We start from the raw sequence: 21,892 nt of genomic DNA on the forward strand, positions 1-21,892 counted from the left end.
TTTTCACGAATTAAAGCCTCTTAATTAAAAAAAAACCAAAAAATATTTTTAAATCTTTTAATCTGTGGCAAAAAAATATTCGCAGCAAAAAAAAAATTATCCCTGCACTACAGCTGTAAATTCAATTTCAACTAAATATTCAGGTGCCACCAGTTTACTGATTTCATAAAAACCCGTTGTAGGTTTTATATCTTTAAAAAATGAAGCGTGAGCTCTTGCCACTTCTTCAAAAGAAGTGATATCCGTTGTAAAGATTCTGGTTCTGATGACATCTTTCATTCCAACATTCAGATCTTCCAAAACTTTTTCAACACGTTCCAGGATGTTATAGGTTTGAGCATAAGCATCGTCAGCTTTTACTTTTTCGCCATCAACAATTGCTACAGTTCCAGAAACTTCGATGATATTGCCAATTCTTACCGCACGGCAATATCCCATTTTGTCTTCCCAAGGTGATCCTGTTAAGATATTTTCTCTTTTCATTTCTTCTATTTTATAGAATTTGTTTTATTTCTTTAAAATCAAATTCAGGTTAGTTAATTTCGCTGCAATTTATAAAATATGAGGATGAAAAGGAGTACGATTCATTTGAAATCCCTTCGTAAATCATTCTTTTTTGTGATATTTTTTGGGGACAGAATTATTTTTCTTCGCCTGTTGAGCGTAATGCTAAAAAAATGTTTTAACACATAGAAATATAGATATAACGCCTCTTTTACACCAACAATAGCTATGTTTCTATGTGTTAAAATTAATTTGAACAAAATATCTTCCTTATTCTATTTGATAGTGTTCATAAAGGCGAAGTTTATTTTGAGTAGCTGTAAGATTTTGTTGCAGGACTTCGATTTTATTTAATAAGTTGGCGATCGCGTCAATACCTTCTAAGTTAATTTTAAGATCATAATGAAGGCGGATCATTTTCTCGACAGCTGGCAATTGTTCAGGTTGTAGATATTCGTCTTCTTCGAGAATAATAATTTGCACCAACCCATAATTGTGTAAATCTGTTATAAACGTATTGTCAATTTCGTGATACAGACAAAACTGTTTTATTTGAATTAAGTTTTTACTATTCATGATTTCTTAATTTAGCTAATTCCTGGAATAATTCTTTTTCTTTTGCGGATAAGTTTGTTGGGATTTTTATGGTATACGTGATGTATAAATCTCCAAATTGATTTTCTTTTTTATAAATAGGAAAACCTTTTCCCTTCAATTTAACCTTCGTTCCCGGCTGAGTTTCCGGAACTACTTTTATTTTTACTTTTCCATCAAAAGTATTTACATAGATTTCTCCACCTAATATTGCGGTGTATAGATCAAGATCAACATCGGCGTATAAATTATTGCCTTCTCGTTTAAAATCGGAGTTATTTTCAATTGAAAAAGTAATGTATAAATCGCCATTAGGTCCGCCGTTTGCTCCCGGTGCACCATGATTTGGAATTTTTATAATTTGCCCGTTTTCAACTCCTGCCGGAATTGTAATTCGGATATTTTTACCGTTTACAGTCAGGTTTTGTTTGTGAGTTGTATAAGCAGCTGTAAGATCTAATTGTAATTCGGCATTAAAATCCTGTCCTCTGTATTTTGCCTGTCCTCTTGAGCTCCTTCCTGCAGAACCATACATAGAATTGAAGAAATCAGAAAAATCGCCACCGGCAAAATCGCCTCCAAAATCTGAATAACTCTGACCTCCGTCTTGTTGTTGTCTTGAATATTGTTGCTGGTTAGGATCGTAACCAGCTTTTTCGAACTCATCAGCATGTTTCCAGTCTTTTCCGTATTTATCGTATTTTTTGCGATTTTCAGGATTACTCAAAACTTCATTTGCTTCATTTATTTCCTTGAATTTTTTCTCGGCTTCCTTATCATTCGGATTCAAATCAGGATGATATTTGCGGGCTAATTTTCGATATGCTTTTTTGATCTCAGCTTCTGTAGCTGATTTCATGATTCCTAATGCTTTATAATAGTCAATGTAATCCATTTGCTTGTGTTTTAATAAAGATAAATTAAAGCCTTGAAGTTAAGGAATAAGTTGCTAATTATCAAAATCATGAAGCTCTTTTTAATATAAAAAATCGGATAAAAAAATCGGATGCTGTTTTTGGTAATATTTGATTTTAATTTGGGCTTCTTGTTTTTTGGCAGGTTTTTTGATTCCAAAAAATTGCCTAATATATTGTTATAATAGTCTTAAAGTTGTAGAGCCAAACTAAATTATGCTATTTTTGTGATGCTATACTTTGATTTTATAAAAATTATAAAAGCCGATTCGATAATACTTTTTCAATGAAGCACATTTTATTTTTCATATTATTTTTTACAGCTGTCACCGTATCAGCTCAAACTGAATTTAGTACTAAATTCAAGAGTATTCCGGCACCTAAGTTTAGTGCAAAACCCAAAAAAGTGCCTTTGCCGGAAGTCAAAGATCCTCAGGCTGATAATATGGATATGCCAAGTATTAAGACGCCAAATGTTTTTGAACATACCAGTATTACTCCCAAATCTCAATTGCAGGTAGGAGCAGAGAAAAGTAAATTTACCATGTCTACAGAAACTGAATTTGCCAATCCGGGAGATCGTTTTGTACCTAAAATGGAGAAAGATCTGGACAAAGCATTAAAAGATGCCGGACTAAAAGAAGGTCGTGGACAATTGGTGAGGCGAAATATTTCGTTAGGAGATTTTAGAACAAAATCGAAATTTTTTATTGTGAAACTAAGGGATTTTGGTGCAATCGATGGTGACCTGGTAAAAGTATCTTCTAATGATAAAGTGATTAAAGACCAGATATTTTTAGAATCCAATTTTAAAGAAGTCAAGATTATGCTGGACAACGGCTTTAATAAATTAGATTTTGAAGCGTTAAATATTGGTTCCCTTGGTGGAAATACTGCCGAAATCAGGGTTTATGATGACAAAGGACAATTGGTTACCAATGATTATTGGGACAATCTTGCAGCAGGTTTTAAAGCTTCGATAGTAGTTACTAAAGAAGAATAAAACAGCTAATTGCTTTTACATAAAAAAAACATAGTCCCTGGGCTTTGGTCAATGTCATTAATTTAAGCTTTTTTAAGGCAATTATCACCAACCAATTTTCAAACAAATAGTCGCTTGATTTTTAATCGTTTAGTTTATTTACTAGTATTGAATACGCGTAATAAGATGGCTTTAGCCAAATCAAGTATTTTTGGTTAAAGCCATTCAGATTGATATTATATTAACTCCAGCTAAAGCTGGAGCCAATTCAAAAAAAACTTAACTTAATGAAATCGAACGTCGGGATGGGATGTATTATAAATAAGCGAATCGTCTGGTTTTGGGTTTCAAATAGCTATGTTTCTATGTGTTTCAATTGTATTTTCTGTCTCTTGCTTATTCTTTTGCAATGACAAGTTCATTTTTCTCTTCACCGGTTTCTTTCAGCATAAAACTTACTATAACAGCAATTGAGATTCCTATAATCCAGAATAAACCTGCTTGCTGAAAATGAAGCGTTTTATCAAGATTACTTGCAAGGGTTTTGCCAAATAGGTGACTGAATAATGGACTTAAAAGTGTTGTAACTCCAAAAGTTATAAAGTTAATAGCTCCTGTAGCACTTCCTTTTACATGATCGGGATTCGCTTCTTTGATTATAGAATAGGGAATCATTGCGGCTCCGGAAGCGACGCCTAATAAAAACATACTGATTTTTACAGGAAGCACGTCCGGGAAATACAATAGCTGGACGAAACTTAAAATCATCATTACTGCACCAAATATTAAGACGGGTTTTCGTTTTTTTATCTTATCTGTAATATATCCCAATAGCGGACATCCGAATACCCAGCCAAAAGCTACCATTGCACTAGAAATTGTTGCCGTATGAAAATCTAAAGCTCTGTCTTTCTGAAAAAAGTCAACGGCCCACGTCATGGCAAAGATAGTTGTAGGCGCAAATAATAATCCTGAAACTATACCGCATAACCATGATTGCGGATTACTAAAAACAATTTTGTAAGGACTTAATATGCCTTGTTTCTTTTGATCGGGTACTGTCTTTTCTTCAATTCTGTTTGCAGGAGTTATAAACCAAAGTCCAAAAGCAACAATGATAGTAAAGATTCCAACGGATAACCAAAAGGTATTAATATCCATTCCTTTTTCAATCAAAGGCCCTACAACAAATTGTCCTGCTGAGCCTCCAAGCATTCCAAAACATTGTGTAAATCCAATTGCAGTCGCCAAAGATTTTGCCGAAAAACCTTTACTGGCAAGATATACACAACCGGGAAACGCAAAGGCACATCCGGCGCCCTGAAATAATCGTCCTGTTACACCACTAAATTGACTTGAAATCATGAATAGTAAACATCCACTTCCTAAAATAAGCGCTCCGGCAAAAAGCGAGTATTTTGCTCCAAAACGATCCAAAGCAATTCCTGCAATTAAACTACAGGTAGAATAGGTGTAATAATAAGTTCCAATTATGGTTACCAGTCTTATCTCACTGACAGAAAAACTATGAGAAAGCTCCGGGAGCATTACTGCAGGAGCAGAGCGTATTACATAATCTAAAAAATAGAAAACCAAACCAAATACCCATGCGATCACGTAATATTTGGTGTATGATTTATTAGTATTGATATCCATAAAATATATTTCTTTTTATTTGAGGTGTAGGTATTAAAATGAACACGAATTTCATGAATTTGCACAAAACTAAATGGAGAAATTTTGTTTGTGAAATTAATTCTACAAATTGAATTTCACAAATTGAATAAGTGAAAATTAGTGAAATTCGTGTTTAAATCTGTTTTTAAATGCCTTCTTTCAGGTGTTTGTAATTGGATTTAACAGTGTCGAAAACTTCATCCATTTTGCCGCCAAGCATTAATCTCGTCATTGATTTTGCCATACCTACCACTTGTTCCCATTCTACTTTTGGAGGCATTGCAAGGGCATTTGGATTAGTAAAGATATTCAGTAAAACAGGACCGTTATGCAGGAATGCATTTTCAATTGCTCCCTGAACCTCTTCGGGTTTGTGAACATTTACACCCTGAAAACCCATTGCCTGAGCAATCAGTCCAAAATCAGGATTGACCATATCAGTTTCGTTATCTGGCAGTCCGCCAACTTCCATCTCCAGTTTTACCATCCCCAAAGCACGATTATTAAAGACAATAATTTTAATGGGAATATTATATTGTTTAATGGTTGCTAAATCTCCTAAAAGCATCGACAAGCCGCCATCACCACACATAGCAATAACTTGTCTTTCAGGGTGTGCGAGTGCTGCACCAATCGCCATTGGCATTGCATTGGCCATCGATCCGTGATTAAACGAGCCCAGCATTGTTCGTTCTCCTGTGCCTTTTATAAAACGGGCTCCCCAAACGCAGGTCATTCCGGTATCAACCGTAAAAATGGCATCTTTAGTTGCTAATTTATCGATAATATGTGCCACATATTCCGGTTGAATGGTGTCTTCTCCGCCGTTATCTTTAATATAGATGTTCATGTTTTCTTTTACACTGGCATAAAATTTAAGTTGTGCCTGTAAAAAACTATCATCTGTTTTGTTTTCTAATAATGGTAATAAAGCTTCAATGGTATCGCCCACATCACCGCATAATCCCATATAGAGATTGGCTCTTCGTCCTAAACGTTCCGTGCTGGTGTCGATTTGAATGATTTTATTATCTGTAGGCATGAATTTATCATAGGGAAAATCAGTTCCTAATAATAAAACCAAATGAGACTCATGCATGCTGTGATAAGCAGAAGGCTGCCCGAGTAAACCTGTCATTCCTATTTCGTTAGGATTATTGGGTTGGATGCTCATTTTTCCTCTAAAAGAATATCCTACAGGCGCTTTGATATGTTGTGATAATTGTACGACCTGATCGTGTGCTTTGTCAGAACCAATTCCGCAGAATAAAGTGATTTTTGTACTTTCGTTTATAGCTTTTGCTAAATGTTGTAATTCCTGATCAGAAGGTCGGATAACGGGATTACAATGAAAATACTGAGTCGAAATATTGCTTTCAACCGCTTTTAACTCAGAAACATCTCCGGGTAAACCAATAACAGCGACACCTTTTTTGCCTAATGCATGTTGTATGGCGGTTTGTATAATTCGCGGGGCTTGCTCAGCAGTCATAATCATTTGATTATAGTAACTGCAATCGTCAAAAAGTTTGATTGTGTTTGTTTCCTGAAAATAATCCATACCCATTTCGTGGGTATTTATGGTGGATGCGATGGCTAACAAAGGCACATGTGAGCGATGTGCATCATATAAACCATTTATTAAATGAACATGTCCGGGACCGCAACTTCCGGCGCAAACCGCAAAACCATCCAATTCAGCTTCGGCAGCTGCGGCATAAGCGCCAACTTCTTCATGCCGAACATGAATCCATTTTATCTTTCCGTTTCTTCGTATTGCATCATTAAAATGATTTAAACTATCGCCGGTAACCGCATAAACGCGTTTTACACCAGCTTCTACCAACATGTCAACTAATTGTTCTGCAACTATTTTACTCATGGATTATATTTTTAAAATTAATATTAGATCGTATAAACATTGGTTATGGTTTACTTTCTTAATGATTACTTTTTAAGATAAACTGGGTTATGATGTAAAAATGATTTGGTATGGTTTTATAAATTTAAGGATTTTTTTTGAAGATTCTGAGAGACTAAGGTTCTAAGTTACTAAGTTTTTTTTTGAAGGCACAAAGCGACAAAGGTTCAAAGGGACAAAGTTTTTTTTTTTAGGTTCAAAGCAACAGAGGTTCAAAGGGACAAAGTTTTTGCACTTTGTTTACCTCTGTCCCTAAACTTCGGGATTGTTGCTTTGCAACTCAGTCCCTACGGGCAATGTCATTAAGTTAAGGGGGAATCTATAAAATTATTTAACAGTTTAATCAAGAAAATAATTAGAAAAATCCGTTTTTACCAGCGTTTTCGCTTTAGCGAATCAGTAAAATCAGCGTCTAATTTTGACGCGGATAAGAGAGATTTACTTCGTAAAAACGCGGATAAAAACGGATTTGAGCTGCAATAATTTTATTAAAAGCTTAACCTTAGCAACTCATTCCCGAAGCCTCGGGATAGCAGCTTTTAGAAAGGATCTGCCGTTACTCTGAACTTCATATCTGCTTTTACGGTTACATCTTTCGTAAGGGTTTCTTTTAGGGTAACTTTTGTTCTTATTTTATATTTATCAGCTTTAATGTATTGATCTAATCGGGCATCGGTACAAATTAAGTCAATTGTATTCGTGCTGGAATTGATATTGTCCTGATAAGCCAGTTCTATTTCATCAGAATCTGTTGTTGAGATGTATAAATGTATGGACTTTAAAAATGTAAATGTTTTATCTGAAGGATCAGTGATTGATAATTTAAGCGATTTTATTTTGACATCTTTTACTAAACCTGCCTTGGTTTTATTGTTTTGAAATTCGGCTGAAGAATTTGTCGTAACATCTGGTGTAATAATCTCTGATGGCAGATTGACAGGAAAAGTGCTTTGAATTTTAATCGAGGTTGAGTTAGAAATATTAAAACTCAATAGGTCATCAACGGTACTGCAAGAATTTAAAAATAAAGACAATAAAAGGGTAATGACAATTAATTTTGATTTCATAGGTATGGTTTTTTCTTAAATACGATTTTTGGCGAGTTATGGTTTTTTTTGAAGGTACTAAGATTTGAAGGTTCTAAGGGATTAAGTTTTTCTTTTTTTAGGTTCAAAGCGGCAATCCCGAAGCTTCGGGATAAAAGAATAAAGAAAAGACTTAATAAAATTGTAGATTCTAAACCTCTGAACCTTTGTCCCTTTGAATATTTATACCTAAAAATCGGAACAATGAAAAAAAATATTATTTTTTCACAGTTCCGATTTTTCATTTTGGAATATAAAAAGTATTTTTGCGCATGCAACACAACGTACTTATTTTAGATTTCGGATCGCAATATACTCAGCTTATTGCGCGTAGAGTTCGCGAATTAAATATATTCTGCGAAATTTTCCCTTACAATCACTTTCCTAGTGATTTATCACCTTATAAAGCCGTAATTTTAGGAGGAAGCCCATTTTCTGTTCGCGGAGAAGATGCTCCACATCCTGATTTATCTCAAATTCGAGGCAAGCTTCCCTTATTGGCAGTTTGTTACGGAGCACAATACCTGGCCCACTTTAGCGGTGGAGAAGTAGCGGCTTCGAATACCAGAGAATATGGCAGAGCTAATTTGTCTTATATTAAGGAAGGAGAAACTTTCTTTAACGGAGTTTCAGAAAACAGCCAGGTTTGGATGAGTCATAGCGATAGTATCAAGGCTTTACCAACAAATGCAGTAAAATTGGCAAGTACTCACGATGTAGAATTTGCAGCTTACAAAATTGAAGGAGAAACGACATATGCTATTCAGTATCATCCGGAAGTTTTCCATTCTACAGATGGATCAAAAATGCTGAAAAACTTTCTTGTAGATATTGCCGAAGTTCCTCAAAACTTTACACCAGGTGCTTTCGTAGAAGAAATGGTGGGAGAATTAAAAGAGAAATTAGGAAACGATAAAGTGGTTTTAGGACTTTCTGGCGGAGTAGATTCTACTGTTGCGGCAGTTTTATTGCACCAGGCTATCGGTAAAAACTTGTATTGTATTTTTGTAAATAACGGTTTATTACGTAAAAATGAATTCCAAAATGTATTAGATCAATACAAAGGAATGGGATTGAACGTAAAAGGAGTAGATGCCGGAGATCGTTTCTTAGGTGAATTAGCCGGAATTAGTGATCCTGAAACCAAACGTAAAACAATTGGTCGTGTATTTATCGAAGTTTTTGATGATGAATCACACTTAATCGAAGACGTAAAATGGTTGGCACAAGGAACTATTTATCCAGACGTAATCGAATCTGTATCTGTAAAAGGACCATCGGCAACAATTAAATCGCACCATAACGTGGGTGGATTGCCGGATTATATGAAATTAAAAATTGTAGAACCACTTAGAATGTTGTTTAAAGACGAAGTTCGAAGAGTTGGGGCTACTTTAGGAATAGATCCTGAATTATTAGGACGACACCCTTTCCCGGGACCAGGATTATCAATTAGAATTTTAGGAGATATTACTCCTGAGAAAGTTCAAATCCTTCAAGATGTTGATGCCGTTTTTATCGACGGATTAAAATCTTGGGGACTTTATGACAAAGTTTGGCAGGCCGGAGCAATTTTACTTCCGGTAAATAGTGTTGGTGTGATGGGCGATGAGCGTACTTACGAAAAAGTAGTAGCGCTTAGAGCTGTAGAATCTACTGACGGTATGACTGCTGACTGGGTTCATTTGCCTTATGATTTCTTAATGAAGGTGTCTAATGACATCATCAATAAAGTAAAAGGGGTAAATCGTGTGGTTTACGATATCAGTTCAAAACCGCCAGCAACAATTGAGTGGGAATAAACTATATTTCAAATTAAGGCGTTACATTTGTAACGCCTTAATTTTTTATAACCTACTATTTATGAGAGAACTTTTAAAGATTTCTCTTGTGCTTATTTTGTCTTTTAATAAGATAATTGCGCAAGATTCGATAATTGAACACAAAATTCAAAAGGGAGAAACTGCTTATTTTATTGCCCAAAAATATAAGGTTTCTATTGATGAAATTTACAAACTCAACCCTGAGTCGCAAAACGGAATCAAAGACAATCAAATTATTAAGATTCCCGTTCACTTCGTAGAAAAAGAAAATTCAAACCAGCAAATTACCCATATTGTTGGTGCAAAAGAAACTCTTTTTGGCTTATCAAAACAATACAATGTTTCGGTTGAAACCCTTCAGAATACAAATCCGGTTCTTGCCAACGGACTTCAGATTGGTCAGGAATTAATTATTCCTAGTGCAGTAAATCTTCCAAAAACTGAAATTATAACTTCTTCAAAGGCAATTCATCAGGTTGTTGCCAAGGAATCCTTATTTAGTATTGCGAGACAATATAACGTTTCTGTTCAGGATTTAGAAAATTTAAACAAAGACCTTCTTATTAACGGATTGCAGATTGGTCAGGCAATTTCAATTCCAAACAAAAGAAAAACTTTAGACGGAAGAGTTCGCGTGATTAATCAGGAAACTATTTTTCATGTGGTTGTACCTAAGGAGACCAAATTTTCGATTGCTAAAAAATACGGTATCTCAATCGATCAGTTAGAATCTCAGAATCCTGAAATTGTAAACGGACTCATTGTTGGCAATAAATTAGCGATCAATACTAAGGAAGTAAAACCGGCAAATGAAGGTGAAGAACTGATGCTGGCTCTTGCAGAAAAACAAGTTGTAGTTGAAAAAGGTAAAGCCAAGACAGTTGAACTTGAAGATCTAAAGGACCGATTGGTGGTTCAGAAAGAAATGAACCAGAAAATTATAAAGATTAATGATTTAAAATTGAATCTGAATGATATGAACGGTTCGAGAGAAAATTCAGTCGAAAAATTGCGATTGGTTCTCGAAGCGAATAAAAATGTGCAGGATATTTTAATGGCAAAATTAGATTCGTTAGTCAACACAATGAATAATGATTTAGTTGATTTAAAAAGAATGGATATTTTGAATGTGGATGAATCAAAGAGATTAGAGAAACAATCTTATCAAAGCATTGGAAAAACAAGTGAATTATCTTCTCAATTAAAGAAAGAACTGGCTGAAAACCGAAAGGTATACGCTGGCTTAATGAATAAAGTAGAAAAAATTGCGCTTGAAGAGAATCAGGAATACAAGAAGAAAATTAGGGAAAACGAAAAGAATAATAATGTAGCATCTTTACAGCAACGTCTTTCGCTGGAAGATGTAAAGCGGTATAAAATACAGCAGGAGCAAGGCGATGCACAAAATCAAATTTTAATTGCCAAAATCGATTCGCTGGATACTCAAAAAACAATTGAAATAAAACGTCATATTAGTAAAGCCACCTATTATAGTATGGAAGCACGAAAGTTTGATGATAAATTAGCCTTGCTAAAATTGAAAAAGTATCAGGATGAGGCGATTAAAAATCAGGATAAAACCAAGTCAGCAGAAAATTCAAAACAAGTTTCACTGGAAGAAATGCAGCGCGAGCTAAAAGAAAATCCGCTTAGAGCCGATAAAACGGTTAAGGTTGAAGTTTATGATAATCTTAGAGAAGTTTCAAACGGCTATTACTTAGTTTTAGGTATATTTACAGACTCTTCTTTAAGAGATAAGTTCATTATGAAACTCATTGATTCTGGTGATTTTAACGCTAGTTTCTTCTTTAATATAAACAGCCTTTCGTACTATGTTTACTCAGATAAGTACCAAAATATGGAAGAAGTGCTCTATAAATGCAAGAAAAAAGAAGAAGATGAGTTATATAAAGAGATAATTATTGCTAAGGTAGAAATTGATCTTAGATAATAATTTGCGCAGAATTAACAAGTGGCAGGAATCTTGCTTTTAAGAAAAATTAGTAACTTGTTTTTGAATTAAAAATTAAATTGTTTTAAGTCTTATTTATGAAATATTATTCAACATTATTATTTCTTGTTTTTTTTGTAACATTTTCTGCTTTCTCACAAGAGAAGGTCATTAAATATACCGTTGCGAATGGAGAAACTATTAACCAAATTGCTGTAAAATTTAAGGTTACACCTTATGATATTTATGCACTAAATCCAGATGCGAGAAGAGGGATTTCAGCCAATACAGTTTTGCTGATTCCAGCCAGTAGTACAAAATCTGCTGCGGTTAAGCCTGAAACAGCTGTGGCAAAATCGGTTAATAATACAAAAGAAATAATTCATGAGGTACAACCAAAGGAGACTTTTTACAGTATCGAAAAAAAATATGGTATCTCTGACGGAGCTCTGAAAGCTGCAAATCCTTTTTTAGAAAAAACTGGTGTTCAGATTGGACAGAAACTGGTGATTCCTGCAAAAGGATCAACTGCGAAACCTGTATCAGCAACTGAAAAAACGGTTAAAGAGAAAGTTCAGGAAAAATATGTATATCATGATGTTGTAGCAAAAGAAACTAAGTTTTCGATCGCAAAACAATACGGAATAACAATTGAAGAATTAGAAAAACGCAATCCTGAAATTGTTTCTAATTTGCCAATTGGTTACCGATTAACGATAAAAGGAAAAGCTCCTAAAGCTGAAACATCAGTTCCGGCAGTTACCAATGCTGTAAAACCGGCTGAAACTTCTAAAAAAGCGACTAGCTATATGGAGTATCAGGTAAAACCAAAAGAAACTTTTTATAGTTTAGGAAGAACATTTCATATTACTCAGGAAGAACTGACGGCATTAAACCCGGCGCTTGCTGAAGGTGTAAAAGAAGGAATGGTTTTAAAAGTTCCTGCAGGATATTTAGCACCATCTCCAATTATTGCACAACAGCAACCTGTAGCACCAGCAATTGAAAAACAAGCAGAAAATACCGGAGGTGGTATACAAATAGTAGATCGTGTAAAATCTGAAACAGTTTCTGCTAATCCAGAAGTGGTGGAGCTGACTAAAAAGAGAGGTGAAAACGAACGTAAAAAATTAGTTTTATTATTGCCATTCAATTTAGCTAAAATGCAAAATGATACAACAAGTACAGCTACACGTATTAAAAATGATAAGTTTTTGAATATGACTCTTGACTTTTATTCAGGAGCAATGATGGCAATTGATTCTGCAAAAACTTTAAAATTACCAATTGATGTTGCGATTTATGATTCTCAGGAAACTAAAACGACATCGAATGTTTCGAATTTAATCTCTCAAAACAAATTGCAGGATGCCAATGCGATTATCGGACCATTTTATCAAAACAATGCAGAGGCTACAGCCAATTCATTACGTATGTATAATGTTCCTGTAATTTCTCCATTGTCTAAAGATAAGGCAAATCCAATCGATAATTTGTACCAGACAATCCCTTCGAATGATGTTGTAAGAAATGCCATTTTTGATTATATGCGTTCTAAAAACGGAAACATAGTGGCTGTTGTAGATAAAAAGAAAGAATCAGTAATTAGTTATATCAAACAAAACCAAAAAGGAGTTGTTTTTGCTGCTTTGACAGAAACAGGCGGTTTGGATGTAGCCAATCTAAAAAGTTTGCTGTTACCAAACAGAATGAACTATGTAGTAATGGAAACAGGAAATACTGCTATGGTAAAAGCGACTATAAAAGCGCTGATTGATGCTAAAAAAACATGTCAGGTACAACTGGTTATTTTAGAGCCAAACAGTACGCTTGATACGGATGAAATTAGTTTTGATAATTTAGTACAACTAAAATTAATGTATCCTTCTGTAACCCGCGAAAGTGATGAGCCAGGAGTTTTAATTTTTGATAAAGAATACAGATTAAAAAATAAAGTGAACCCTAATACATATGCAACACGCGGATTTGATGTGACTTTTGATACGATGATGCGTTTGGTACAAGGAAAAACATATCAGGAAACAGCAGATTTAATGACAACGGAACAGGTTGACAATAAATTTCAATTTTATAAAAAAGAAGATGGCGGACACGCCAATAAAGGAGTATACATTTTATATTACGATACCGACTTAACTTTAAAAGTAGCAAATTAATGACATCAAAAGTAACCTATTTAGGAGATTTAAGAACAAAATCAATTCATGTGCAATCAGGAAGCGAAATCATCTCTGATGCACCATTAGATAATAACGGAAAAGGAGAAGCTTTTTCGCCAACAGATACAGTTGCAAATGCTTTAGCAAGTTGCATGATGACGATCATGGGAATTAAAGCTCGTGATTTAAATGTAGATTTTATTGGTTCGACTGCCGAAGTAACGAAAATAATGAATGCTGAACCAAGAAGAATTGGGGCAATCAAAATTGTTTTTGACATGCAGGGTGTTGACGATGAAAAAAACAAAACTATCTTAGAAAGAGCAGCAATGACTTGTCCGGTGTTTTTAAGTTTAAGCTCAGAAATTGAAAAGAAAATTACTTTTAACTGGAAGTAGTTTTAAGAATTAAATATATCAAAAAGCCATTCGACATCGAATGGCTTTTTGATTTAATTTATAAACCTTTTTCAGGTTTTAGATCTTCCAGGATAGGAGTAAGGATCGACTTTACAATTTTCTGAATGGTTTCATTTTTTTGTTCAAAAATCACAATAGTGTTTTTGCCTTTTTTAAGCCAGCATCCCGGTAAGTATAATGTTTGCTGAGGACCAACACTCCAATATCTGCCAATGTTTATTCCGTTTATAAAAACAATTCCTTTGCCCCAATCCCGCATGTCCAGAAATGTATCTCCGGTTTTAGCAAGATTAAATGAGCCTTGGTATAAAGTGGGACGGTTGGGTTTCGCAGAGTTTTTATAAGACGTTAGATCAGGCGCGTCAGTCATAGGTAATTTATACATCTTCCAGTCTCCGGTAATTGTTTCTCCGTTAATAATTACAGGGCTGATAATTCCTTTATTGTTGTCATTAATTTGTGAACCATAATTAATACGGCCCATATTTTCAACTACAATATCCAGAGTAGCATTAAAGGGAACCTCAATTTCACAATCGTACTTTTTATAGTAACGATTCAATTCAGCCACTTTTTTTCCGTTAACATAAACGATGGCATAATCACGTAATCCTTTTAATTCTAATTTTCCGCTAATAGGCTGTGTGAATTTTTTACTATACCAAACATAACCGTCACCTTGATTTAATTGTTCAAATGTTAGTAGGTTGGCCTCAATTACCGGAGTTATTTTTGATTTTAAATCAGCTAAATCAACGGCACTTGTTAATGTAATATTCGGAATTGTAATTACGGGTATTTTTGCGGGAACATTTGGCGTTTTATCTGTTTTTAAGATTTCTCTTAAAGCATTGTATTTAGGAGTTGCCCATCCGGCCTCACTAATTGGAGCATCATAATCGTAAGAAGTCATGTCAGGCTGAATGTCGTGTTCTTTATCATAGTTTGCACCTGATGTAAAGCCAAAGTTTGTTCCTCCGTGCACCATATAATAATTAAAAGAAACCTGATTGTCTAAATATTTCTTTGTCTGGCGCACTGTTTCTTCTGGAGTTTGTGTTGGGAAAGGTTCTGCCCAATGATCCAGCCAGCCCGGATAAAATTCAGCAACCATATAGGGTCCCTGACCATTATTGAATTTATTGACAACTTCTTTTAGTTTGGTGATATCACTTTCGCCATTGGCAGTTGGTAAAGCACCGGGAAGAGCCCCGCCTTCAAACAACCAACTTCCGTCTGAAGTAAAGAAAGGAACTTCAAAACCAATATCTTTTAACTGCTGAAAAACGGCTGCGCTGTATTTTTTGTGGTCAGCCAACGCAATATCTTTACGTTGCGCAACATAAGAACCAAATTCATTTTCGCCCTGCACCATAATAATAGGTCCGCCTTTGGTAATTTGTAAAGCTGCGACCTGATTATATAGTTCGGTAAAATAGGCTTTTGTAGCGGCTAAATATGCTGCATTGTTGCCGCGAATAACCATGTTGGGCACATTTTGTAAAAACCACGGATAACCGCCAAATTCCCATTCGGCACATACATACGGACCCGGACGAAGAATGACAAATAAACCTTCTTCCTGCGCTGTTTTGATATATTCAGCTAAGTTTTTATTTCCGGTTTTAAAATCCCAAACTCCCGGAGCTATTTCGTGATAATTCCAGAAAACATAGGTTGCAACGGCATTTAACCCCATTGCTTTCATCATTTTTAAGCGATGACGCCAGTAAGGCTGAGGAATTCTTGAATAATGCATTTCACCGGAATGAATTTGAACCGGTTTTCCATCCAGTAAAAAATTTCCATCTTTTATAGCAAAAGTTTGCTTTTGCTGTGCCGATACAGCGAATAAAAGAAAGAAAGTAAAAAGGAAGGCAAGGTAAACTTTTTTCATTTTTTATTATTTTAAGTATTACTTGGGCAATTTGTATAACTAAAGAAGAGAGCGCTCAGAATTGCGCTCTCTTAGTGCTACTAACTAACCAATAAATATTTACTCTGAAAACTCTAATTTTTGCGTTTAGTTTTTTGTGTTTAGGTTGAAAGTTGTAAGGAATTATTCTTTTTTTGAAAGTACCTCTCTAATGAACCAGATAAGAGAGGGCTTCAAAAAACAAACAATATTTAAAAAATACTAATTGCAAGACAACCTTACTTGACTCTAAAGTTGCCTAATATTTTTGGTTGTTAAATTTTTTAATGATTGGATTTACATGATTTTTTGTATCCTCATCTAATGCCGCTAAAGCTTTGTCAGCTTCGTCAGTTGAGAATTTTGATAATCCGCAGATTCCGGCAGCAATTACATTATACGATTGATTTTTGGTACTTTCAATTATTAATGTTTTATATGAATTATCATTTGTCGAAGCTAATTTTATAATTGCAGCTGCTCGTGCAATTGTCTTTTTATCGTTTTTAGCAATGTTCAGCAAGGTTTTTATTGCAGCATCTTTTATTTGATTATCCCCTAAGTCAATTGCTTTAATACTAAGTACTCTCAAATCATCTTGTTGATCTTCTAAACCTGCCAATACTATCAATTGTGCTTCATGGCTTTTATCTTTTGAAGCAAATTTTATAGCTTCAATTCGATTATAATACGATGGGACCTTTTTGTATTGATACCAATAATCGGCTACTTTTTTGTTATCGATAACCTGACCAACCAAAATTTTGTCAGGATCAAGATCTATAAAATCCGGTTGTGACGGAATGTCATAACTGAAATTTTGTTCGCGTTTTTCAATCAAAATATCTTTTCTGATTTTAGTTCCGTTTACATAAAAATCAACTTTAAGAGGAAGTGTAAAGGTCTGAACCGAATTATCCTGAACTTGTTTTACCGCAATTGTAGCTTTTCCGTTGGCATATCCGTATTCAATATTCAGGATTGGATTTCCTCCCTGATAATACCATTGGTTAAAATAAGGACTCCAGTCTTTTCCGGTTATTTCTTCCATTGATAAACGCAATTGATGTGTTTCTCCTGATTTATAAGCGTTAGTGGTCAAATAATGATTAAGTGATTTGAAAAACGCTGCATCGCCCATTTGGTTTTTTGCTGCATATAATATGATAGAACCTTTTGAGTAGCTGATATTATCAAACATATCATCTCTGTTTTTATAATGAAAACGAGCTAAAGGCGGACTTATTCCATCTTTGGATGAACGCAAACAGTTTTGTAGTTTTTCATAACGAGATCGGTCTTCTGCATCTTGTCCTGCATCATGACCATGCCAAAGTACTTCTCCAAAAGTGGCAAACGATTCGTTCATGGTCAAGTTCGACCAGGATTCAGCGGTTACATAATCTCCAAACCATTGGTGAAAAAGTTCATGTGCAACAGTACTTTCCTGATTATCATCCAATAATTCCCTTTCAGTTTTCTGTACATATTCCCCGTGTAAAGTGGCAGAAGTATTTTCCATTGCACCCGAGAAATAATCTCTGCAAACAATTTGTGCGTATTTTGCCCAAGGATATTCTACGTCTAACATTTTGCTATAGAAGTTCATCATATCTGGAGTTTTTCCGAAGATCTGTTTGGCGTAAGGCGCATATTTTGGCTCCAGATAATAATTTACTTCTTTACCATTATAAGAGTCTTTGTAGATTTTGAAATCTCCAACAGCCATCATAAATAAGTACGGAGCGTTGGGTTGTTCCATTTTCCAGATATCCGTTCTGGTTCCGTTTTTATTGTCTTTTTGCGAAGCCAATTTACCGTTAGATAAAGTCGTGTATTTAGATTGGACTGTCATTGCAATCTCAGATGTTGTTTTCTGGTTCGGTTTGTCAATCGTAGGAAACCAGCACGAAGAAGCTTCAGTTTCGCCTTGCGTCCAGATTTGTACCGGTTTATCGCCTTTTCCGTCAGGATTTACAAAATACAATCCTTTTGAATCCGTGATAGATTCACCGCCTTTTGTTTTTAGTTCCTCTGGTTTTGCGGTATAATTAATGAAAAGTGTATACTTTTCTGTGCTTTTGTATTTTCTGTTTAAAGTGATAAAAAGCTGTTCGTTATCATACGTATATTTTAACGGAATAGTTTTTTTTCCATCGATAATAGCAATTTCTTTAAAGTCCATTCCTTTGGCGTCTAAAGTAAGAGAATCGGTTTCGTAAAAGTGAGGTTTTAGCGTCAGCCACTCTTTTCCGTACAAATAGCGTTTGCCATAATCAAAAGAGACTTCTAGTTTGGTGTGAACTAAATCATTCACTTTTAATGCCGTAACTCTATAAATAGATAATGGATCTTTGATTTGGTCTGCACTTTGAGCCATTGTTTTTTGACCTATCAGGCAGATAAGGCTAAAAAAGGAATATTTTATAAATAGCTTGTTCATTTTATTTTTTTGTAAAGTTTATTTTTTCGGTAAGTGTATTTTTTAAACACATAGCTATATGTGATTTATTTTGAGTGAAACATCTTTTTAAAATGCTATAAACTATGTTTCTATGCGTTTAAATAGTATGCTCAACAGCGCTTAAAGTTTTTCGATAATTCGTACTTCACCATCTTTTTCATCCGCAGTTAAAATATCTGATGGTTGTTTCGTGTAAACCAATAAACTCCATTGAACAATTTTATTGTCCGGATATAATTTAGCCTGATTTTGGAGCCATTCTTTTGCTTTTTGTGCTGACGAAGTTTTCTCGATCGCCCAGGCAGAAACCAATTGATTTGCCGGTAAAAAATTCAATACAGTGTTGTCTAGTTTTGGCTCAAAAGAAACAATTTTTTGTAATGATTCCGTTGCCTTGTTATTATTACCAAGACTTGTATAACAGAGATAATCCATCCAGTTTTCCATTCTTTCGTCGATATCCTGCTCATATGGTTTTCCTACCCCTAAGTTTTGAGGCCACAACTTCGCATCAGCAATAAATTGCAAAGCTTTTTTGTATTGCTTGTTTTTCATTTCTGCCAAAGCCTGCATTAATTTCGCTTCATGATATAATTGTCTTCCTGCTGTGGCTCCTTCAAATGGGAGAATTTCCAGTTTGGTAAGGAAAGCATCTGCAGCAGCATATTTTTTATTCAATAACAATGTTTTAGCATACAACATTCCCAGTAAATAATTCTCTTTATGTTTTTTGTAAAATGGTTCCGTAACAGCCAATGCTTTATCATATTGTTTTTGGATAATATAATGTTCTGCCAATAATTTATAATACCTCCAACCTTGATTGTCTAGTTTAATGGCTTGCTGAAGACTGGAAATTACCAATTGAGAATCATCTTTGAACAAGGAAGCTTTCGCAGCATAAAATGCAGGATCGTTTGGCTGATTAGCGCATTGTAAAAACAAATCTTTCGCCTTTACAATATTATTACGATTCCATTCGATCAATCCCAGATGGTATTTTAATTGCCATTGCTTATTTTTTGTAATTAAGTCTTCAAGAATAACAGCCGTTTCTCCTCGGAAAGGAAAACTAATTCCGGGTTGAATTTTGCTCAAATCAACTGCTTTATTTTCCAGAAATGCTTTCCAATATATGATTTCAGGATTTGGAGCTGCAAGAGAAAAAACTTTTAAAGCTTCCTCTTTACGTCCTAATTGCTCGTACCAAATTCCTAATTCAAGATAGGTTTGTTCCGGCATTTCATTTTTTATTAAAGAAGCGAAATGTTCTTTTGATGCATCTGATTTGTCCCAAAGAAACTTTTCAAAACCAACAAAATGATTTAGAGGATCAACAGTATTAATCTTATTTAGAGTTTCGGTTGCTTTTGATGTGTTATTTTGCAGGCGATAGATTACGGCTAATAATTGCAAACTTTCTAAATTATATTGATTGCTCAACAGACTTTTCTCCGCATATTCAAGAGCTTTTGTCTGATCATTTTCACTAAAATAAATTTTACTTAAAGCCGTAAAAGCCGGACTGCGAAATTCAACACTTGAGGCAGCAATATCAAAACCATCTTTTGCATCGATGCTGTTTCCTAAATGTAAATTTGCAAGACCATAATAATAATTGGCGGCAGGATCGTAAGTATTTATTGCCAAAGCTTTGCTTGCCGAAACAACTGCTTCATTATTTTGCAATTTGCGAATTTGTAAAGAGGCAAGATCTGACAGAGCAGGAGCATAGTTTGAATCTTTTTTAAGACATTCGTTTAACTTTTCTTCTGCTTTTATATAGTCTTTAAAGGCAATATAATTTTTTCCCTGAAGGTATAATCCATAAACCGAATTGTTGTCAAAATCTTTAGGGATTTCTACCGGACGATTCAGGTTTCCATCTTCGGGAGCTGAATTCCAAACCAGTTTATTTTCGCCAAGTGTTAATCTTAATTTATTCTCGTCAACCGTAACCTGAATCGAATCTTTGAATAATTGCAGGGTATTAACCGAAATATCTTTAGAATAAATTTTCTTTCCGTCATCAAAAATTTCCAGTTTTTCATTTAGTTTCTGAAGTGGAGAAAAATAAATTTTCAACCAGCCATTTTCATTTTTTACGTTTACGGCACCATAATTATTGGCTTTTACAAAACCCTTAGTTTGTTTTACCGGAAACCAATATTCAGTCCAGGAATCCGTTTGATAAGGGGCGAAAGAGCGTTGTTTGAATGGGGTGTAAATGCTGTTTTCGCTCGCCTGATTGAACAATCTTCCGCTTTGTACTTCTACATATTGACCATCAGTATCAGTTAATAATTTTTCCCAAATCATGCCTTGTTGTGACAATCCCCAGATCCATATTTTTTTACCGGGTTTGTCATCGTGATTGCCATATCGTCCCATCCCAAAATCTTCGTCGTGATAATATCCGCCAAAGAAATCATCATACTTAGCAAATACGTGATAGGATTTGTAACCGCCAAAATCATTGTTTTTATAAAATGACAAATCTTTGCCATTTTCTTTATCAATTGGCCAAGGCTTATGCTCGCCGTTATGACCAATATAACTTTGACCTGGATAAATAAATTGTAAATCGTTTGAAGCTTTAATTCCTGTGTTCATCCAGGTATAATAAGGCTGTTCTGCTTCTGTTGAGTTGAACCAAAATGAATTTGTAGTAAAATAAGCTTTGTCTTTTGGTAAATTGATGTCTAGTTTCCACGAAGTTCGGGTCAATAAATCTAACACTCCAATCACGCAACTTACACTTCCGTCTTCTCTGGTGATGGTGGTATAATCTACCGGAGTAGCGCAATTAGGCGTGTGTCCAATAATACCATAATTGCCTTCAACACCACCGCTTGTCCACGGACCTCGCATTGCGATATCCCTAAATTTGATGACATGATTGTTGTAGACAAAATCTTTTCCGGTAGACTTTTCTATCGCCGACCAGACTTTTCCACCAATTTCAGGAAGAATCGTTAATTTGATATAATCGTTTTCTAATTCGATTACTTTCCATTCCTTCTGAACCGGTTTATCTGTAAAACCATCAAAACGGAAATACGGATAGGTTTTGGTATCTGGTTTAGGAATTGGATCCGGATCTGAAAATGGATAGGTGGTGAATACTTTTTTGTATTCCTTTATGGTTGGTTTATTTTGTGCGTTGACAAACAGGCTTCCAAAGAGCAAAATGGATATAAATGGTTTTAGTTTCATATGGAGCTATTTTTGGTTTTTTAGATAGTATGAAGTCCCAGCGGGACGTTATATTTATAGAAATAAAAATTTATTTCAGTTAAACCCCCATCGGGGGTGACATATTTTTGGCAATTATAATAAAAGCCTATATATCGCTGCGCTGGAGCTTTTGACTCAACCGTATAAATTTGGCTATAAATATTACGCTCCGCCGGAGCTAATAAAAAAAATAATTTGTGCTAATTAGCGGAATTTGTGTTATTAA

The 21,892-nt window shown here is 34.8% G+C and carries 14 protein-coding genes; 5 read left to right on the plus strand and 9 right to left on the minus strand.

Annotated features, from left to right (window positions below; translation table 11 throughout):
* Window positions 1–96: 96 nt before the first annotated feature.
* From NJT12_RS16800 to NJT12_RS16810, 3 genes are all read right to left on the minus strand, one after another.
* The gene (locus NJT12_RS16800; RefSeq protein WP_271337088.1) at window positions 97–483 is read right to left on the minus strand and encodes a RidA family protein; all 387 of its coding nucleotides are present in this window, start codon (window positions 481–483) and stop codon (window positions 97–99) included.
* Window positions 484–774: 291 nt separating this feature from the next.
* Window positions 775–1,080 carry a chaperone modulator CbpM gene (locus NJT12_RS16805; protein WP_271337089.1) on the minus strand — a complete coding sequence of 102 codons (306 nt, stop codon included), beginning with the start codon at window positions 1,078–1,080 and terminating at the stop codon, window positions 775–777.
* Entirely contained in the window at window positions 1,073–1,993 is a 921-nt protein-coding gene (locus NJT12_RS16810) for a J domain-containing protein (RefSeq protein WP_271337090.1), read from the minus strand. The genes NJT12_RS16805 and NJT12_RS16810 overlap by 8 nt, the downstream gene beginning before the upstream one ends.
* Before the next feature lie 305 nt (window positions 1,994–2,298).
* Here NJT12_RS16810 and NJT12_RS16815 point away from each other — a divergent pair, with 305 nt between their 5' ends.
* Window positions 2,299–3,015, plus strand: a complete 717-nt coding sequence (locus NJT12_RS16815) for a hypothetical protein (RefSeq protein WP_271337091.1) — start codon at window positions 2,299–2,301, stop codon at window positions 3,013–3,015.
* Between the two features lie 375 nt (window positions 3,016–3,390).
* Here the strand turns inward: NJT12_RS16815 and NJT12_RS16820 are convergent, their stop codons facing one another.
* The 3 genes from NJT12_RS16820 to NJT12_RS16830 all read right to left on the minus strand — a co-directional run bounded on the left by NJT12_RS16820 (window position 3,391) and on the right by NJT12_RS16830 (window position 7,659).
* The gene (locus NJT12_RS16820; protein WP_271337092.1) at window positions 3,391–4,650 is read right to left on the minus strand and encodes an MFS transporter; all 1,260 of its coding nucleotides are present in this window, start codon (window positions 4,648–4,650) and stop codon (window positions 3,391–3,393) included.
* A gap of 166 nt (window positions 4,651–4,816) precedes the next feature.
* On the minus strand, window positions 4,817–6,553 hold the full coding sequence (locus tag NJT12_RS16825; protein ID WP_271337093.1) for a thiamine pyrophosphate-dependent enzyme: 1,737 nt from the start codon (window positions 6,551–6,553) through the stop codon (window positions 4,817–4,819).
* Between the two features lie 578 nt (window positions 6,554–7,131).
* Window positions 7,132–7,659 carry a hypothetical protein gene (locus NJT12_RS16830; RefSeq protein ID WP_271337094.1) on the minus strand — a complete coding sequence of 176 codons (528 nt, stop codon included), beginning with the start codon at window positions 7,657–7,659 and terminating at the stop codon, window positions 7,132–7,134.
* A 290-nt stretch (window positions 7,660–7,949) separates the two neighbouring features.
* Here NJT12_RS16830 and guaA point away from each other — a divergent pair, with 290 nt between their 5' ends.
* From guaA to NJT12_RS16850, 4 genes are all read left to right on the plus strand, one after another.
* The gene (gene guaA / locus NJT12_RS16835) at window positions 7,950–9,479 is read left to right on the plus strand and encodes a glutamine-hydrolyzing GMP synthase (RefSeq protein WP_271337095.1); all 1,530 of its coding nucleotides are present in this window, start codon (window positions 7,950–7,952) and stop codon (window positions 9,477–9,479) included.
* A 61-nt stretch (window positions 9,480–9,540) separates the two neighbouring features.
* Window positions 9,541–11,451: a lytic transglycosylase gene (locus NJT12_RS16840; protein WP_271337096.1), complete on the plus strand. Its 1,911-nt coding sequence runs from the start codon at window positions 9,541–9,543 to the stop codon at window positions 11,449–11,451.
* A 98-nt stretch (window positions 11,452–11,549) separates the two neighbouring features.
* On the plus strand, window positions 11,550–13,628 hold the full coding sequence (locus tag NJT12_RS16845; protein ID WP_271337097.1) for a LysM peptidoglycan-binding domain-containing protein: 2,079 nt from the start codon (window positions 11,550–11,552) through the stop codon (window positions 13,626–13,628).
* Entirely contained in the window at window positions 13,628–14,029 is a 402-nt protein-coding gene (locus tag NJT12_RS16850) for an OsmC family protein (protein WP_271337098.1), read from the plus strand. The genes NJT12_RS16845 and NJT12_RS16850 overlap by 1 nt, the downstream gene beginning before the upstream one ends.
* 58 nt (window positions 14,030–14,087) lie before the next feature.
* On the opposite strand, the gene NJT12_RS16855 is transcribed toward NJT12_RS16850, so the two are convergent.
* The 3 genes from NJT12_RS16855 to NJT12_RS16865 all read right to left on the minus strand — a co-directional run bounded on the left by NJT12_RS16855 (window position 14,088) and on the right by NJT12_RS16865 (window position 21,645).
* Window positions 14,088–15,947, minus strand: a complete 1,860-nt coding sequence (locus NJT12_RS16855; protein ID WP_271337099.1) for a glycoside hydrolase family 35 protein — start codon at window positions 15,945–15,947, stop codon at window positions 14,088–14,090.
* Between the two features lie 277 nt (window positions 15,948–16,224).
* Window positions 16,225–18,345, minus strand: coding sequence for a M1 family metallopeptidase (locus NJT12_RS16860; protein ID WP_271337100.1), 2,121 nt, complete (start codon window positions 18,343–18,345; stop codon window positions 16,225–16,227).
* A gap of 204 nt (window positions 18,346–18,549) precedes the next feature.
* Window positions 18,550–21,645, minus strand: coding sequence for a DUF5107 domain-containing protein (locus NJT12_RS16865; RefSeq protein WP_271337101.1), 3,096 nt, complete (start codon window positions 21,643–21,645; stop codon window positions 18,550–18,552).
* Between the last annotated feature and the right edge of the window lie 247 nt (window positions 21,646–21,892).

This window comes from Flavobacterium azizsancarii (genome assembly GCF_027980145.1).
GTDB classification, from domain to species: Bacteria; Bacteroidota; Bacteroidia; order Flavobacteriales; family Flavobacteriaceae; genus Flavobacterium; species Flavobacterium azizsancarii.

Bases quoted from the DNA above. Each gene is read 5' to 3' on its own strand.
- guaA (WP_271337095.1), top strand. From the start codon at position 7,950: ATGCAACACAACGTACTTATTTTAGATTTCGGATCGCAATATACTCAG.
- NJT12_RS16840 (WP_271337096.1), top strand. From the start codon at position 9,541: ATGAGAGAACTTTTAAAGATTTCTCTTGTGCTTATTTTGTCTTTTAAT.
- NJT12_RS16865 (WP_271337101.1), bottom strand. From the start codon at position 21,645: ATGAAACTAAAACCATTTATATCCATTTTGCTCTTTGGAAGCCTGTTT.
- NJT12_RS16830 (WP_271337094.1), bottom strand. From the start codon at position 7,659: ATGAAATCAAAATTAATTGTCATTACCCTTTTATTGTCTTTATTTTTA.
- NJT12_RS16850 (WP_271337098.1), top strand. From the start codon at position 13,628: ATGACATCAAAAGTAACCTATTTAGGAGATTTAAGAACAAAATCAATT.
- NJT12_RS16855 (WP_271337099.1), bottom strand. From the start codon at position 15,947: ATGAAAAAAGTTTACCTTGCCTTCCTTTTTACTTTCTTTCTTTTATTC.
- NJT12_RS16820 (WP_271337092.1), bottom strand. From the start codon at position 4,650: ATGGATATCAATACTAATAAATCATACACCAAATATTACGTGATCGCA.
- NJT12_RS16845 (WP_271337097.1), top strand. From the start codon at position 11,550: ATGAAATATTATTCAACATTATTATTTCTTGTTTTTTTTGTAACATTT.
- NJT12_RS16800 (WP_271337088.1), bottom strand. From the start codon at position 483: ATGAAAAGAGAAAATATCTTAACAGGATCACCTTGGGAAGACAAAATG.
- NJT12_RS16860 (WP_271337100.1), bottom strand. From the start codon at position 18,345: ATGGCTCAAAGTGCAGACCAAATCAAAGATCCATTATCTATTTATAGA.
- NJT12_RS16815 (WP_271337091.1), top strand. From the start codon at position 2,299: ATGAAGCACATTTTATTTTTCATATTATTTTTTACAGCTGTCACCGTA.
- NJT12_RS16805 (WP_271337089.1), bottom strand. From the start codon at position 1,080: ATGAATAGTAAAAACTTAATTCAAATAAAACAGTTTTGTCTGTATCAC.
- NJT12_RS16825 (WP_271337093.1), bottom strand. From the start codon at position 6,553: ATGAGTAAAATAGTTGCAGAACAATTAGTTGACATGTTGGTAGAAGCT.
- NJT12_RS16810 (WP_271337090.1), bottom strand. From the start codon at position 1,993: ATGGATTACATTGACTATTATAAAGCATTAGGAATCATGAAATCAGCT.